This is a genomic window from Salinispora cortesiana, from assembly GCF_000484695.1.
Lineage (GTDB): Bacteria > Actinomycetota > Actinomycetes > Mycobacteriales > Micromonosporaceae > Micromonospora > Micromonospora cortesiana.
This window is the reverse complement of the sequence record NZ_AXVR01000045.1, coordinates 1-15,262: the sequence shown is the minus strand read 5'-3', so window position 1 is coordinate 15,262 and position 15,262 is coordinate 1. Positions and strand designations below refer to the sequence as shown.

The 15,262-nt window shown below is 68.1% G+C and carries 11 protein-coding genes, 1 tRNA gene and 1 pseudogene; 9 read left to right on the top strand and 4 right to left on the bottom strand.

Annotated elements, in window-relative coordinates:
* The first annotated feature begins 4 nt into the window (after positions 1-4).
* Complete coding sequence (locus K228_RS0118215) at positions 5-628, top strand: FkbM family methyltransferase (RefSeq protein WP_025619730.1); 624 nt, start codon at positions 5-7, stop codon at positions 626-628.
* Positions 625-2,052, top strand: coding sequence for a hypothetical protein (locus tag K228_RS0118210; protein WP_245603504.1), 1,428 nt, complete (start codon positions 625-627; stop codon positions 2,050-2,052). Before K228_RS0118215 ends, K228_RS0118210 begins: the two co-directional genes overlap by 4 nt.
* Positions 2,053-2,082: 30 nt before the next feature.
* On the opposite strand, the gene gltX is transcribed toward K228_RS0118210, so the two are convergent.
* A complete protein-coding gene (gene gltX, locus K228_RS0118205) occupies positions 2,083-3,486 on the bottom strand; it encodes a glutamate--tRNA ligase (protein ID WP_025619728.1) in 1,404 nt (467 codons plus the stop codon).
* Between the two features lie 472 nt (positions 3,487-3,958).
* Here gltX and K228_RS0118200 point away from each other — a divergent pair, with 472 nt between their 5' ends.
* The 3 genes from K228_RS0118200 (at position 3,959) to K228_RS27410 (ending at position 7,226) form a co-directional block, all read left to right on the top strand.
* Positions 3,959-4,837: a replication-relaxation family protein gene (locus tag K228_RS0118200; protein WP_025619727.1), complete on the top strand. Its 879-nt coding sequence runs from the start codon at positions 3,959-3,961 to the stop codon at positions 4,835-4,837.
* Between the two features lie 425 nt (positions 4,838-5,262).
* Entirely contained in the window at positions 5,263-5,508 is a 246-nt protein-coding gene (locus K228_RS0118195; protein WP_025619726.1) for a hypothetical protein, read from the top strand.
* Positions 5,509-5,585: 77 nt separating this feature from the next.
* Positions 5,586-7,226, top strand: coding sequence for a recombinase family protein (locus K228_RS27410; protein ID WP_080671629.1), 1,641 nt, complete (start codon positions 5,586-5,588; stop codon positions 7,224-7,226).
* Here the strand turns inward: K228_RS27410 and K228_RS0118180 are convergent.
* Positions 7,195-7,266: transfer RNA gene (locus tag K228_RS0118180), tRNA-Lys, on the bottom strand. The two genes, K228_RS27410 and K228_RS0118180, sit on opposite strands and share 32 nt — an antisense overlap.
* A gap of 273 nt (positions 7,267-7,539) precedes the next feature.
* On the opposite strand from K228_RS0118180, the gene K228_RS0118175 reads away from it, so the two are divergent.
* Complete coding sequence (locus K228_RS0118175) at positions 7,540-8,775, top strand: DUF2786 domain-containing protein (protein WP_033777077.1); 1,236 nt, start codon at positions 7,540-7,542, stop codon at positions 8,773-8,775.
* Between the two features lie 84 nt (positions 8,776-8,859).
* Here the strand turns inward: K228_RS0118175 and K228_RS0118170 are convergent, their stop codons facing one another.
* The gene (locus K228_RS0118170; RefSeq protein WP_025619722.1) at positions 8,860-10,011 is read right to left on the bottom strand and encodes a MerR family transcriptional regulator; all 1,152 of its coding nucleotides are present in this window, start codon (positions 10,009-10,011) and stop codon (positions 8,860-8,862) included.
* A gap of 226 nt (positions 10,012-10,237) precedes the next feature.
* Here K228_RS0118170 and K228_RS25805 point away from each other — a divergent pair.
* A pseudogene (locus K228_RS25805) lies at positions 10,238-13,377 on the top strand (AfsR/SARP family transcriptional regulator).
* Here K228_RS25805 and K228_RS0118160 read toward each other — a convergent pair.
* A complete protein-coding gene (locus K228_RS0118160; RefSeq protein ID WP_025619721.1) occupies positions 13,344-14,111 on the bottom strand; it encodes a Calx-beta domain-containing protein in 768 nt (255 codons plus the stop codon). The pseudogene K228_RS25805 and the gene K228_RS0118160 overlap by 34 nt on opposite strands.
* A gap of 256 nt (positions 14,112-14,367) precedes the next feature.
* Between K228_RS0118160 and K228_RS0118155 the strand changes: the two genes are divergently transcribed.
* Together K228_RS0118155 and K228_RS30440 are read left to right on the top strand one after the other, a co-directional pair.
* A complete protein-coding gene (locus K228_RS0118155) occupies positions 14,368-14,838 on the top strand; it encodes a hypothetical protein (RefSeq protein WP_025619720.1) in 471 nt (156 codons plus the stop codon).
* A gap of 273 nt (positions 14,839-15,111) precedes the next feature.
* The coding region (locus K228_RS30440; RefSeq protein ID WP_188116215.1) for a transposase at positions 15,112-15,262 on the top strand (151 nt) is incomplete at its 3' end.

The following is a 15,262-nucleotide window of genomic DNA, read 5'->3' as shown; positions in this document are numbered from 1 at the left end:
CGGCATGCTGCCCTACACCCAATCCGCGCCGTTCCACTCGCAATGGGGCGAGGATCGCTGGCTCGCCGAGCACTATCACCTCCCGACGCACGGCGTCTTCGTCGACATCGGTGCCGGCGACGGCGCACGCGGCAGCAACAGCCTCTACTTCGAGCGCCGTGGCTGGCGTGGTCTCTGCGTGGACGCCGATCCCCGCAACCACCAACGACTCCGGCAGCGCTGCTGCGCCGTGGAAACCTGCGCCGTATCCACCACCCCCGGACTCTGGCCTTTCGGCATGTACGCCCACAAGCCCTCGTGGTCCGGTCTGCAACGGCGCGGCACCGACTACCAGGAGATCCTCGTCGCCTGCCGACCCCTGGAGGATCTCCTCGACCAGTGGTGCATCGACCAGATCGACCTGCTCAGCATCGACGTCGAAGGCACCGAACTCGACGTCTGGGACTCCTTCGACCACACCCGGCACCGGCCCGCCCTCGTCATCGTCGAATTCGACGACAAACACCCCGACCGACACCGCCGCACCATCCACCGCCACCTCGGACCGGACACCTACAAGGTGGTCCACGAGACCCCCGCGAATCTGATCCTGCACCGAGCGGACCGGCCATGGCGGCGACGCCGATGAGCAGGCGCGGTCTGCCGATCTACCGGCTACTCCCCTCCGGCAAGGTGCTCGTTGTCTGCGGTCGTGCCGACGACGCGGCAGCCTGGCAAGACCTGCTCGGCCCGACCCGATGCCTCGCCCTCGCTCTGGACGACGCGCCGCCCGCGGCCCGGCGCCGGCCCCTGCGCGGTGCCTCCGACCACCTCTCGTGGCAACACCACGCCATCAGCGGGCTCGACGGCTCCGGCTGGCTCGCCGGACCGGCCGACGCCTTCGACCCCGACAACACCGCGGCGCTCCTTCTCCCTGACCCACTCGATCCGCCGCGCTCCGGGGCCCGGCAGCGGATCGGCGCCAGACAACCCGCGTGGCAGTTCTTCGAGGACAAGACCGTGGTCGACGCACTCTGGGATGCCGCCGGGGTGCCCCGAGCTCAGTCAATCGTCGGCGATGGCACTGCTGACCTCGCCAGACTCGGGGCCATCGTCGATCAAGGCACTGGGGTCGTCTGCTCCTACCAGCCGATTGGTGCCGGACCTTCCGCTGGCGGCGATGGCATCTGGTGGTGGCGCGGCGGTCTACCACCAGAGACCATCCCCACCGTCGAGCCCGGCACCTGGCGAGTCCGGCTCATGCCCTTCCTCGAAGGGGTCCCGGTACGCCTGCACGGGCTGGCCCTTACCACCAGGATCATCCCCTTCCCACCCATGGAACTCGTGACTCTGCCCCGGCCAGGACGAGGCACTTTCCTCTGCGCTGGCGCTGTTCCCACCCTCAACGACGCCGCTGAGTTCGCCGAACAGACCGATCGAATCGGGGCCAGTCTGCGCGAGCGCCTCGGCTACCGCGGTGGCTTCTCCGTTGACGGCATCCTCACGGTCAACGGATTCATCCCCACCGACTTCAACGCCCGGCTCACCTCCGCCATGGAAGCCGCGCCCTCTGACCGTCGGGTCCTACTGCACGCCGTCAACCTGCTCGCGCGAGAGGGAATTGAGCCCGACATCAGTGCGGTCGAGCGACTGGCTGAGGAAACCTTCACCGCCGGGACCACCTGCACAATCTTCGGCGCTGCTACCCGCGCCAACGAACATGTCCCGCCGGAGACATCGATCCGCTGGGTTGGCGATCGACTGGTCGCCGACCCGCTGGGGGCTGACGGAACCCTCGTCATCTCCCCGTCCCCGCGCGGCTGGCTGCTGACCGCGACCCTTGTCAGCGACCAACTCCCGGACGGTGGCAGGGTCGGGCCCTGGGCACCCGAGGTATTCCGGCTCAGCGACGAAGTCCTCGGCACCGACTTCGGCAACCTCGCGCCGCCATTCGACACGCAGCCCACCGCCGGCCTGCCCTGGACACCGGCACCCATCTTCAGCCCACGACGGAGCGTGCCCGTCAAGGGCACCGCTGGATTCGCCAGCGGAGCGGATCGACGACCAGGATGACCGGCGGATCGATCCGCCGGACACGAAAGGTCAACGCAGGCGGTCGAGGGCGGCTCGCAGGCGCGCAACGGTTCGCTCACGTCCGAGGATCTCGATCGACTCGAACAGCGGCAGCCCGACAGTACGGCCGGTCACCGCGACCCGTACCGGTGCCTGCGCCTTGCCGAGCTTGAGTCCCCGTTCCGCACCGATCACCTCTAGCGTCGACTTGAGCACCTCGGCCCGCCACTCGCACGTCTCATACGCCTCGACCACGGCCGCCAGTAGCGCCGGGGCGTCGGCTTTCATGGCCTTCGCCCACGCTGCCTCGTCGGCGGTCGGCTCATCGAGGAACAGGAAATCGACCATCGGCACAATCTCGGAGAGCACCGCGATCCGGGTCTGCGCCAGTTCGGCGACAGCAGCGAACACGTTGGCGTCGTATGCCTCCGGCCGCCACGGCGCATTCTCACCGATCAACCACGGCTGGCACGCCTCGACGAACGCCTCAACCGACAACGCGCGGATGTAGTCCCCGTTGAAGGCGCGGAGCTTCTTCACGTCGAAGAACGCCGGCGAGGGGTTGACGTCCTCCAGCCGGAACTCGGTCACGATGTCGTCCCAGGGCAGGATCTCCCGGTCACCGGACGGCGCCCACCCGAGCAACATCAAATAGTTTCGCATCGCCTCGGCGAGGTACCCCTCGGCGCGGAAGTCCTCCAGGGCGACCCGGTCGCGGCGCTTGGAGAGCTTCTGCCGCTTCTCATTCACCAGAATCGGCGCGTGTACCCACACCGGTGGTTCCGCCCCCAGCGCCTCCCAGAGCAGCTGCTGTTTCGGCGCGTTGGGCAGGTGCTCCTCAGCCCGGATCACGTGCGTGATCCCCATGACCATGTCGTCAACCACGTTCGCCAGTAAGAACACCGGAGAGCCGTCGCCGCGCGCGATCACGAAGTCCTCGATCAGCACGTTGTCAACGGTCGGCTTGCCCCGCACCAAGTCGACGATCACGGTCGAGCCCTCGTCCGGCGTACGGAAGCGCAGAGCGCGGCCTTCTCCGACGGTTTGGCCCCGACTGCGGCAAAAGCCGTCGTAGCCCAGGTATTCGCTGCCCGTACGCGCGTTGACCTGATCCCGGGTGCAGTCGCAGTAATAAGCGCGCCCCGCCGCGATGAGCCGATCGATGGCCTCCCGGTGGTGCTGGGTGTAGTCAGACTGGAACAGCGGGCCCTCGTACTCGCTCGGGCCAATCCCAAGCCACTCCATCGCATCGAGAATGCCCTGAACCCATTCCGGCCGGTTCCGCGCCGCGTCCGTGTCCTCGATCCGCAACACGATCGTTCCGCCCGACTGTCGGGCCAGCACCCAGTTGAACAGAGCGGACCGGGCATTGCCGACGTGGAACATACCCGTCGGGGAGGGCGCGAAGCGCACGCGGAGATCGGAACTAGCCACGGCTAGCAGGCTACCGAACCACCGACGGGCCAGCTGACTGATATCCGGGGGCGGAGCTTCCCGGAGGGAACACCAGGTTGTCCTCGTCGCCGGGGCACGGCGGCGAGGTACGGGGCAGGTCCGTTCGTCAACGCCCGCAAGCTGGCCTCCGCATCTCGACCAACACGGCGGGCACAACGCCGTCCCATCCACGAACACCGTCACCTTGGAGTAAACCGTGTTCACACATCGACTCTCATCACCACCGCCGCTGGCGGCTACCGCATCTTCGACGTCTCCCGCTGACAGCGACGGGCTTGACCTCCAGTTGCGGGTCCTGCTGGGGCTCCCACTTGGCGTCCCGCTTCAACAGGACCCCCGAACGGACCCCCGGTTCGGCTCACAGCCCAGGTCAGGGCCGCTGTCAGCAGCGTCTGTCGTGCTGCGACAGACCCTCCGACTGGGTCTCTCCCCCTCGAGCTGGTGGTGACGCATGCCTGATCCGTTGCTCCGAGTCCAGTCCCAGCTCACCGACCGTGATCTCGTCCTACTCGGCTGGCTGGCCGACCACGGAGTGCTCACCTCCTTCCAGGTCGCCGAAGCCCTCTACCCGTCAATCGACTATGCCCAGGAACGCCTGCGGGCGCTGACGCAGAAGTTGGGGGTAGTGGACCGGTTCCGGCCGCAGAAGCCCGACGGCGGCTCCTACCCCTACCACTACGTGCTGGCGCAACTTGGCGTCGAGGTCGTCGCCGCGCAGCGCGGCGACGACCTGCCGCGCAGAGACCAGGCCCGCAGAAGGCGGTGGCACCTGACGAGACGGGCGAACCTGCCGCACCTGCTCGGGGTCAACGGCTTCTTCACCGCTCTGGCCGGTCACGCCCGTACCCATCCCGGTAGCGCGTTGGTGCGCTGGTGGCCGGCGGGGCGCTGCCAGCAGATGGGTGCCTTCGCCGAACCCGACGACAACGACATCGCCGTGCGCGTCTACCAGCCAAGGTCACGGCCGGACGGACACGGCATCTGGGTCGAAGGCGACCGCAGGGTGCCGTTCTTCCTGGAGTACGACCTCGGCACCGAACGGCCGCTGTCCCGCCTGGTCGACAAGATCGACGGATATCGGGACCTCGCGCACGTCACCGGCCGGATCTGGCCGGTGCTGTTCTGGCTGCACTCCCCAGCCCGCGAGCGGCACCTGCACCAGGAACTCGCCGCGACCGGAACCATCTACCCGGTGGCCACCGCCGTGCACGCCGAGGTCACCGGCATCAACGCGGCCGAAGCCGTGTGGTGGCTGAACCGCCACCACGGGGCGCCGATGCGCCTGGCCGACCTCCCCGCCGCCGGCAGCGGCGCTGAGCAAACCACCTGACCCCCGCCAAGCGCCGAACCACGCACGGCGGCCGGACACGCGCGCACAGGCGGGGCGACAAGGACCGCCCCGCCGCTGACCCCGACGGCCCCGCCCAGGCGCGGCGAGCGGTAGCTGTCCGCGCCGGCTCCCAACGATGGAGGGCGGAAGGAACCTCTGCGCTCGCGGTGACAGCAAGCATTCGAAACTGTCAGCGGCTCTCCAGGAGCCCGTGTGAGTTGTGGCGAGTCGCTGACAGTCCGAATCACTTCCCGGTGACAGCGCTCGGAGGTACCGTCCCCGCCTCCCGGACGCCAGATACAGCGACCCGCCACGAGTCGCCTCTTCCGCATCAATCAGATCAATCGCGCCACTCCGTGTAAGAGAGGAAACCGCATGAACGAAGGACTCCGACCCCCGCAGCTTCACATGCTTCTCGGAGGACCGTGGCCACCCCGTCGTATGACGACGAAAACGCCGTCCGGAGCTATCCTGACGAACCGTATCCCGGTACCGCGAACAATAACGGCGGCGCGAAACACGTCCCCACCAACAAGAAGGAAACGATGATTCCGATGCGGATCGTACGTATCGACACCATTCCCATGACCGCCGAAGACCTCGATAACGCCGCCGAAGCCCTCGCCGTCCTCCTCAACCACTTCCGGCACGAGCACCCCGACCTCGCCTGAACCTAGCCCAACGGCGGCCCACCCCGCGTGTGCCCGCCCACGGCCACCCCACCACCCGATCTCAGCGAAGGACCCCCATGGCAGGCAATCCCACCCCCACCAGCCCACCGAAGCGGCGTGGACGACGCGCCCCCACCACTCCGCCGGAAGACTCGACCGGCCCATGCCGGGTGTGCATCTACATCCGGCGCTCCACCGACGACGAACACCAGCCCTTCAGCCTGCTCGCCCAACGCACCGCCCTCAAGAAATACGTCGACAACCACCCCGGCTGGGTCATCGTCTGCGAATTCGAAGACGACGCCTCCGGCGCCACCACCGAACGCCCCGGCCTCAAGAAAGCACTCGACGCGGCGAAAGCCGGCCTCTACGACATCCTACTCGTCTACCGCGTCGACCGATTCAGCCGCAGCCTCGCCCACTTCGTCGACCTCGCCGCCACCCTCGACGCCGCCAACGTCCGCTTCTCCTCCGCCACCGAACCCGTCGACACCGGCGGCGCCATCGGCCGCATGATGCTGCAATTCCTCGCCGTGTTCGCCGAATTCGAACGCAACATGATCATCGACCGGGTGAAAAGCGGCATGACCGCGAAAGCCAGCAAAGGCCAATGGGCCGGCGGAACCCGCCCCTACGGCTACCTCGTCGATAAAGACACCCAACGCCTCGTCCCCCACCCCGACGAAGCACCCATCCTGCGAGACATCTTCCACCTCTACACCCGCGACCGACTCGGCACCCGCGCCATCGCCACCGACCTCAACGCCCGCGGCATCCCCAACCGCACCGGCAAACAATGGTCCGGACACACCATCAACCGGATCCTGGACAACCCCGCCTACACCGGGGACATCGCCTACCGCGACGTCTACGTCCCCGACGCCCACAAGCCACTCATCGACCGGGACACCTTCCGCCGCGCCCAGGACATCGCCAACGCACGAGGCGACATCCAAACCCAGCGGGCCAAGTCCGACTCGGACTACTACCTCACCGGCCTACTCACCTGCCCCCAATGCGGACAGCGCTACATCGGCACGTCCGCCAAAGGCCGGAACCGCCGCTACCGCTACTACACCTGCTTCACCCGCACCCGCTACGGCAAACACGCCACCTGCACCGCACCCCGACTCCCCGCCGACGACCTCGACCACATGATCCTGCAGGCCCTACACGACTTCTACACCACCGCCGAACCCGTCCTCGCCGCCATGATCGAACGCGCCAACTCCCAGCACGACAGCACCACCGACGACCGACGCGCCGAACTCACCGCCATCGCCCACCAGATCACCACCACCGAGAACGCGATCGACCGTTACCACACCGCGTTCGAAAACGGCACCATGGACGACGCCACCGCCGGACCCCGCATCCGCGAACTCCGCCACCGGCTCGCCCAACTCCACGCCCGGCACACCGAACTCGACGCCGGCCTGACCTCGCAGCCCGAGCCTCCACCGCCCGGCACCGTCGCCCGCATCCGCGACCACCTCAGCACCATCATGACCAGCGGCAGCACCACAGAACGCAAAGCCGCCATCGAGACCCTCATCGCCGAAGTCCAACTCACCGACCAAGGAGTCGTACCCGTGTTCAAAATCCCCACAGACACGACAATGCCCCCGCCCGAAACGGACGAGGGCATCTCGAAAGAACCACCGGTTCGCACAATGGTGCGGTCGGTGGGCCGCCTGGGACTCGAACCCAGAACCTAAGGATTAAAAGTCCTCAGCTCTACCATTGAGCTAACGGCCCGCTGGGGCACCAGGTTACCCGATCGCCGGCTCCGCTCAGGGGCCGCCTGGGTGGTACGAGATTGGCTTCCGGTAGGTGCGGCGGGGCGCCCGTGGCCCCGCCCGTCCGGTTGGTAGCGTCCGTTGCTCGATCTCGCGGACCCGAAGGACACCGATGGGCAAGAACAGTCGTGAGCGCCACAAGGCCAAGCGGAAGGCCGCCGCGGCAGCTCAACGTCGGCGGGCCGCAGCGACTGGGCAGGACGACCCACTGGGTAGGTATGACGGGTCGAGCGTGCCGACGCAGCGGCAACTCGCGGACCAGATCATCAACCAGGCGATGTTCGCCCGGCAGCACGACGATGCCGCCGAGTTCGAGGACTGCCTCCGCCTACTGATCACCGGCCCCGGCGGCGCCGCCGGGCTCCAGGTTGTCAACCGGGCGCTGCTGACCTACCTGCTCCGTGAGGTCGAGCAGGCATGGCGGCGCGGGTGGCAGCCGGCCGAGCTGGTACGGGTGGCCCGCCGTGAACACGCCGCGCGGCACGGGCGGCTCATGATCGATGTCATCGCGGCGCAGATGCGTGGCCACGCCGCGGCGACCGTCGATCCGCGGTGGCAGTCGCAGCTAACTTCCCTCGACGCGAGGGTGTGGTGGGAGCACGACGACCACTATCCGACCGTGTGGGGCGAGCGGCAGGGCCTAGACCGAAGCGCGGTCATCGAAATCATGATCGACGTGTGTTACCTGCTCGCGACGCTACCGCCGATCGAGCAGGTCGGGCCGATGCCGGGCACCGCCCAGCCTGCCAGGACAACACCACCGGCCGACCTGGATCAGCGAATCCTCGACCGGGTTCGGGCCCTGCTGGCCAAGGCGGAGTCCACCGACTTCCCGGAGGAGGCGGAGGCGTTCACCGCCAAGGCCCAGGAACTGATGGCCCGGCACCGCATCGACCATGCCCTGCTCATCGCCGCAAGCGGTGAACGCGAGCAGCCGGTCACCCGCAGAGTGGGCATCGACAATCCGTACGAGGCACCGAAGACCCTGCTGTTGCAGGTGGTCGCCGAGGCCAACAGCTGCCGTGCGGTGTGGAGTAAGCGCTTCGGTTTCACCAGCGTCGTCGGTTTCCCGGCCGATCTGGAGTCCACCGAGCTGCTGTTCACCTCGCTGCTGGTGCAAGCTACGCGAGCGATGACCCGGACCAAGCCCAGCACCGATCGGTACGGGCGCAACACGACCCGCTCGTTCCGCCAGTCGTTCTTGACCGCATACGCATCGCGGATCGGCGAACGACTCGAGGCCGCGACCGGCGGGGTGGACCAGGAGATGGCCGAGTCGGCGCAGGCCGCCCAGTTCCTTCCGGTCCTCGCCGCCCGCGACGACGCCGTACGCGACGTCTTCCACCAGCAGTTCCCCGAGCTGACCCAGCAGACAACGACCATCAACAACCGGGCCGGCTGGGCGTCCGGCCGGGCCGCGGCCGACCAGGCCTCGCTGCACGGGCGCGAGTCCGTCACGCCCCGCTGATCAGCTACCACCTGGCGGACCCCCCCCACGGCCGGTCGCGGCTCGGAGTCACGGCGGCGGGGTCGCGGCGGCGGCGTAGCCGGCTCAGGTCCGCGCCGGGGTGGTGGCACCGGCGTCACCACCCGCTGTGAGCAGCCGGAGGCCGAGGTCGGCCGTGTCGAGGGCGACGAGGTCCCGGTTCCGCTCGGCCCACCGGCCGGACGACAGGTCTTCGTGGAGTGACCTGACTGCCCGCTGCTCCGCCTGCGCTCCCACTCTGGTCCAGACCGACACCGCCCGGCGTACGTGTTCGTCCAGGTACGCCTCGGGCCGGCGCCAGTAGGCCTCGAAGAAGCCGTCAGCGCAGTCCCATGGGACGAGCACCGGTTCGGCGCGTCCGCCGATCGCACGGGTCAGGTCGGCGAGGGACGGCCAGTCCACGAGCAGATCCCCGAACTCGGGTAGGTAGTCGCGGGTGAGCCAGAACCGCTGAGCCCAGCCGGTGTCCTCAGCGTCGTAGGTGAACACCACCACCCGACGCGCGACCCGCCGCATCTCCCGCAGCCCGGCGACCGGGTCCCACCAGTGGTGCACGGTGCTGACCGCCATCGCGGCGTCGAAGGACTGGTCCTCGAACGGCAGACTCTCCGCAGCGGCGGCCACGCATGGCGCCGCGCCCGCGGGACGCTGCGCGCGCATGACCGCCGACGGTTCCACCGCCGTGACCTCACGGTCGTGGGGTTCGTAGGAGCCAGTGCCCGCCCCAACGTTCACCACCGTGCGGGCGTCTCCCAGCGCGTCCCAGATCCGGGCGGCGATCCGTGGCTCGGTGCGCCGCGTCGCTGGGTAGGCGGACCCGATCACGTCGTACAACTGCGCGCCGAACACTCTCAGCTGCTCCGCTGGTGTCGTCCTGATTCCCATTGCCCGTGCCTCCAACTCCCGGTCGATGGCCGTCACCATGGCGGCGGCGCGGTCCCGCTGGTCCAGCAGCAACCCGCGCAGCCGACGCAGGTGCGCGACCGCGTCGGTGGTCGGATCGTTGACCAGGTCCGCGATCTCCCGCAGCCTGAAACCAAGCCGCCGGTACGCGAGCACCTCCCGCAGCCGCTCCACATCCCCTGCCGAGTAGGCCCGGTGCCCCACCGCGGTCCGCGTGGATGGCCGCAGAAGGCCGATCTCGTCGTAGTGATGCAGCGTGCGGACGGTTACGCCGGCCAGCTCGGCCGCCTGCCCCACGGTCAGGTGATCCTCCACGGCATCGACTATGTGACATGCCGCTACGTGAGGGGCAAGCACAAGGTGCTGAGCCACCCGCCGTGATCTGGACTGTCCGGTACCAGCGCTGGCCGCCCACCCCAGCCGCTCCTTACCTATCCTTTGGGTCGAGAGTTGGTCTCGAAGCCAGAGATCTTGCACTGTGTCGATGCCAACTCGTCGGAAGCCGCGACGGCCTGGGCTGCCATAGCGGGAGAGGTCGATGATGTCGGGTGTTGAGGTCAATATTCTCGGCGGCGTCGAAGTGATCGGACCGCGCGGTCCGGCCGAGTTGGTGGGACGACGGCATCGGGCCTTGGTGGCCGCCCTGGCCCTGCGGCCCGGCGCGGTGCTGCCGCTGTGGCGGCTCGTCGAGGCGCTGTGGGGGGAGCGTCCACCGCGCACCGCTGTCAGGTCGCTGCACAGTCACGTGGCGCGGCTGCGTCTCGCACTCGACGCGAGTGGGTTGGGCGGAGTGCTGCAGACCCAGGAGCCGGGCTACCTACTCGCCATCGATCCGACGGTGGTGGACGCATGCCGCTTCGAACAGCAAACGAGGGCGGCCCGGGACGGCCTGGCCGCCGGGGCCAGTTGGGCTGCCGACGCCTTGGAACAGGCGTTGGCTCTGTGGCGCGGTGACGCACTCGCCGACGCGGAGCCGATCGGTTGGACGGCAGCCGAGGCGGCGCGCCTGGAGGACCTGCGGCTTGCCGCACAGTTGGACCACTGCGAGCTACTGACCTGCCTCGGCCGACCGGATGAGGCGCTCGGCGAGGTAGAGCGGCTGTTGGCAGCAGATCCGACCCGTGAACGGCTGGTGGGCCTGCGCATGCTCGCCCTGGCGGGATCCGGGCGGCAGACCGAGGCGCTGAACGCCTACCAACGGCTACGCGTTCGGCTCGCCGATGAGCTCGGGGTAGATCCGTCGCCCGAACTGACAGACCTGCACACCGCGCTGCTCCGTGGCGCCGCGCCTGGTGAGCTGCGGGCACCGGGTACGGTCCTTGGCCGGAACGAGGTCGCGGCGACGGGCCGGGCCTCCGTCGCGGCGACGCCACCCCGACCGGCGCAGCTGCCGGCACCGGTGGGGTACTTCACCGGCCGCGTCACCGAGCTGGGTGAGCTGAGCAGTGTCATCGAGATAGGCCACGAGGGTGTCCGGCCCGTGGTGCTGATCAGCGGCCAGGGCGGGATCGGCAAGACGTCGCTTGCAGTGCAGTGGGCCGCCAGCGTCACCGACCGGTTTCCGGACGGTCAGCTCTTCGTCAATCTCCGTGGCCACAACCGGGCCGATGCGCTCGCCCCGGCCGAGGTGCTGGCAGTCCTGCTACGGTGCCTCGGGGTGCCGGATGATCGGCTTCCTGCCGGGCTGGCCGAGCGAGTCGCCCTGTACCGTACGATCCTCGCCGACCAGCGCATGCTCGTCGTGCTCGACGACGTCGGCTCCACCGAGCAGGTGTTGCCGGTGATCCCCGCCAGCGCAGCGAGCCTGCTCGTGGTGACGAGTCGAAACAGCCTCGTCGCCCTGGTGACGCACACCCGGGTACACACCATCCTCCCTGACCTGTTCAGCCAGGACGAAGCAACCGATCTGTTGGCAAAGATGCTGGGCGCCGATCGGGTAGGCCGAGAGCGTGACGCGGTGGCCGGGCTCGCCGAGCTGTGCGGTCGGCTTCCGCTCGCTTTACGGATCGCGGCGGCAAAGCTTGCGCTGCGCCCGGATCAGTCCATTGAGGCGCTCGTTGAGGACCTGTCAGACGGCGACCGGTTGGCCCACCTGTCCGTCGAGAACGGCAGCCGCGACGTCAGTGTGGTGTTCGCCAGTGCGTACCAGTCGCTGTCCGTACCCGCGATGCGGCTGTTCCGGCTGCTCGGCCTGCATCCCGGGCCGCACATCGGTGCAGCACTGGCTGCCGCGCTCTGCGGCCTGCCCGCCGACGTGCAGCGACCCGCGTTGGCCGAACTCGTCGCAGCGCATCTGATTGCCGAGCCACGGCCGGGCCGATACCAGTTCCACGACTTGGTCCGGCTCTTCGCGCGGCGGTGTGCGCTGGCCGACGAGCCCGAGAGTACGCGTGCCGAGGTGGCCGAGAAGTTGCTCGACTGGTATCTCGTCGGCGCCGAGACGGCCACCCAGGTGCTCGACAGCAACCTCGACCGCGTAGCCGCGGCGCTGCGTCATCCGGCACCGGAGCTTCCCTTTTCCGCCACTCGCGAGCAGGCGATCACCTTTCTCGCGTCCGAACGCGAAAACCTACTGCCGATCGTGCGGTACGCGGAGGAGCACGACCAGCCCGCTGCGGCATGCCAGCTGACCTACCTACTGACCAGCTACTTCGACGTGCATGGCGACTGGTCCGAGCGGGTGGTGATGTGCCAGCACGCGGTCCGGGCCGCCGGTCGGCTCGGCGATCCGGTCCTCGAAGCCGAGATGCATCGGGCACTCGGCGTGGCCTACCGCACGACACACCAGCTCAGCCGGGCACTCGACAGCCACCACCAGGCGTTGGCGCTGTTGCGGTCGCTCGGGGACGACGGCGGCTTGGCCTACGTCTACAACAACATCGGCGGGGCGTTCGTAGAAATGCGTCGCTTCACCGAGGCGATCGAGGCATACCAGACCGCACTGCGGCTGCACGACCACTGTGGGAACCGGGCCGGCGCGGCGACCGCCCAGCGCAACCTCGGCTACGTCCATGTCCGGATGGGCCGTGCTGATCTCAGCTTCGCCCCGCTGAACGCGGCGTTGGCCACCAGCCGATCCATCGGTCTTCACCGGCTCGAGGCGAGCACGTTGAACAGCTTGGGCGAGGCGCACCTGCAGCAGCTGCGACACGATCCGGCGCTCGACTGCTTCCACGAGGCCTTCGCCGTGAGCCGCAGAGCCGGCGATCACCGCTACCAGATGGTCGCGCTGGGCGACCTCGGACGCACCTACCTGGCCCACGCCAACCCCGCGTCCGCTGTGGAGCATTTCGAGCGGGCATTGACGATGAGTCGGAGACTGGGTCACCGGCACATTGAGGCACGCACCCTCAACCAGCTCGGCGAAGCGCATCTGGGCCTGGCGAACCTCGACGAGGCCCGCCGATGCCTGACGGCAAGCGCCAACCTTCGGCGGGCCGTGCCCGACCTGTACGAGCAGGCACACGTGCACAGCAACCTCGGCGACCTCGCGGAGCTGACCGGCAGCCGAGGTGCCGCACAGTGCCACTGGTCAACAGCTGTTCGCCTCTACCACGAGGCGAACGCGACCGATGAGGCGGAGCAGCTCGCCGGCAAGCTGGCCGACGAAGCCGATCTGGGTGCCGTCCCCGTTCTCCCACGATCCCTCAGTCGTCGTCGACGATGCCCACGGCCACCTGATCCTGGGTGATTCTCCCGTTCGAGGGTGCGTAGAGGTGAACGTAGAAGTATTCGTCGCCCTCCACCTCCCGGTCGTCCCGGACCGGGATGCTGAGCTCCGCTGTTGACGACCCGGCCGGTATGGTGAGTTGCCCGTTGGAGATTCCGGTGTAGTCCGATTCGGCCGTCGCGGTACCACTCTGGGTGGCGAAATGGACGATCAGGTCGACCGGCGCCGGCTCCGATATGATCACGATCAGCCGGCAGCCTACACATGACTCGAGGCAATGTGGCTTACCAAGGGGCGTGACCGTGACGTCGTCGTTGCGGATCGTGCCCAGACCGACCGGGTCGACAATTACCAGCCCGACCGGGTTGAACAGCTCTAGTGTGAACACCTCGTCCGGCTCGATTCCGTAGTCGCTCACAATGTCCACGACGACGGTGTGGTTGGTGGTTTCACCCGGCAGCCAGGACAACTCACCGGACACCGGCGTGTAGTCGAGTCCGGGTTCAGCCACCGGCATCGCGCCGCCGGGGTCGGCCCCCGTCGCGAACTGGACGGTGCCCCCCGCGCAGCCAGCCGACGTCACCGTGAACGTGATCTCCGCCGGGAAGAACCCGCCCTCGAACTGCGTGGCATCGCTTACGCCAATACTGCGCGGCGGACAGATGTCGTCCGCGACAGCCGGACCAACCGAAATAGTGGTCATCGCCAGGACCAGTGTTGCGCTGACCGCAACCAGCCGTGTCATGCCCTTCAAAGGGTCCACCTCCTTGGTGCCCGATCGGCGCTGGTCGAACGGGTCGCCTCCAGGACTAGCCCCTGCCGGTTGTGGCGCGGTTGTGGTGCCGTCCCGCTTCCGCGGCGTGCCCACCGCAGGGACAGGGCAGGCCACCCCCACAACAGCGCCACAACCTCCGCGCAACAGCGGTGCCGTTGGTTGGGCGCATCGGGAATCAGGCCCGGCACGGCACGGTCCATCGAACCGTGCCAGAAAAGGAGAACTCATGCTCAGGCGACAAACGAAGGTGCGTGCGATCACCGCGATGCTGGGGCTTCTCGGTGCCACGTTCGCGTCACTGGCGGTGGCTCCCAGCGCCGCACAGGCACGGTGCGCCGGCGTCGGCAACAGCATTACCAGCACCCTGAACATTGGCTCCGCCGTCGCCGTCCGCGAGACCCCGGTCGCCGGCACCTGCAATGACAACAACTACTACCAGGGCACCTTCCAGAGCAACTATGCCGGCTGGCGGGCATCCGTCTGGTTCGAGCGGGACGGGTGGCAGAGCCGCTTCGGCCCCTACGGTACGGCCGTTCAGTACTACTCCTACTCCGACACCAGCACCCCGGTTCCAGGAGCCACCGCCATGCACTTCTGCCTGGACAACGGAGTGACCTGGTACTGCGGCTGGGGAAACAACTACATCATCGCCGCCGGTGTCACCCACAACTTCACCGGAATCAATCAGGGCTCCTGATCTCACCCGGGGCTCCCGGGACGCCGCTGACCGGCGTCCCGGGAGTCGGCGCGCGCATCCGGCCACTCCTCACCCCTGGCGGGGGGATCACGGGACTGCGTAGATTTCCGTGTTTGACCTGGGTGTGGTCCGTTGGACAGGACGTTGATCCTGTCCAGGAAGGACCACGTTATGGCAGACAAGAAGAACACGGTTCAGCTTCCGCAGCCGTCGGCGGCGGAGGTGGAGTTCGCGTAGCAGCTGGTCGAGCGGGCCAAGGCCGATGGAGTCTCGTTGGTCGGTCCGGGTGGGCTCCTCGCGGGGATCACCCGCACGGTCCTGGAATCAGCGCTCGACGCCGAACTGGATGCCCACCTCGACGAGGTCGGCGTCGACGAGGAGTCGGGTCGGCGGAGCAACGTTCGCAATGGGCATGGGGCGAAGA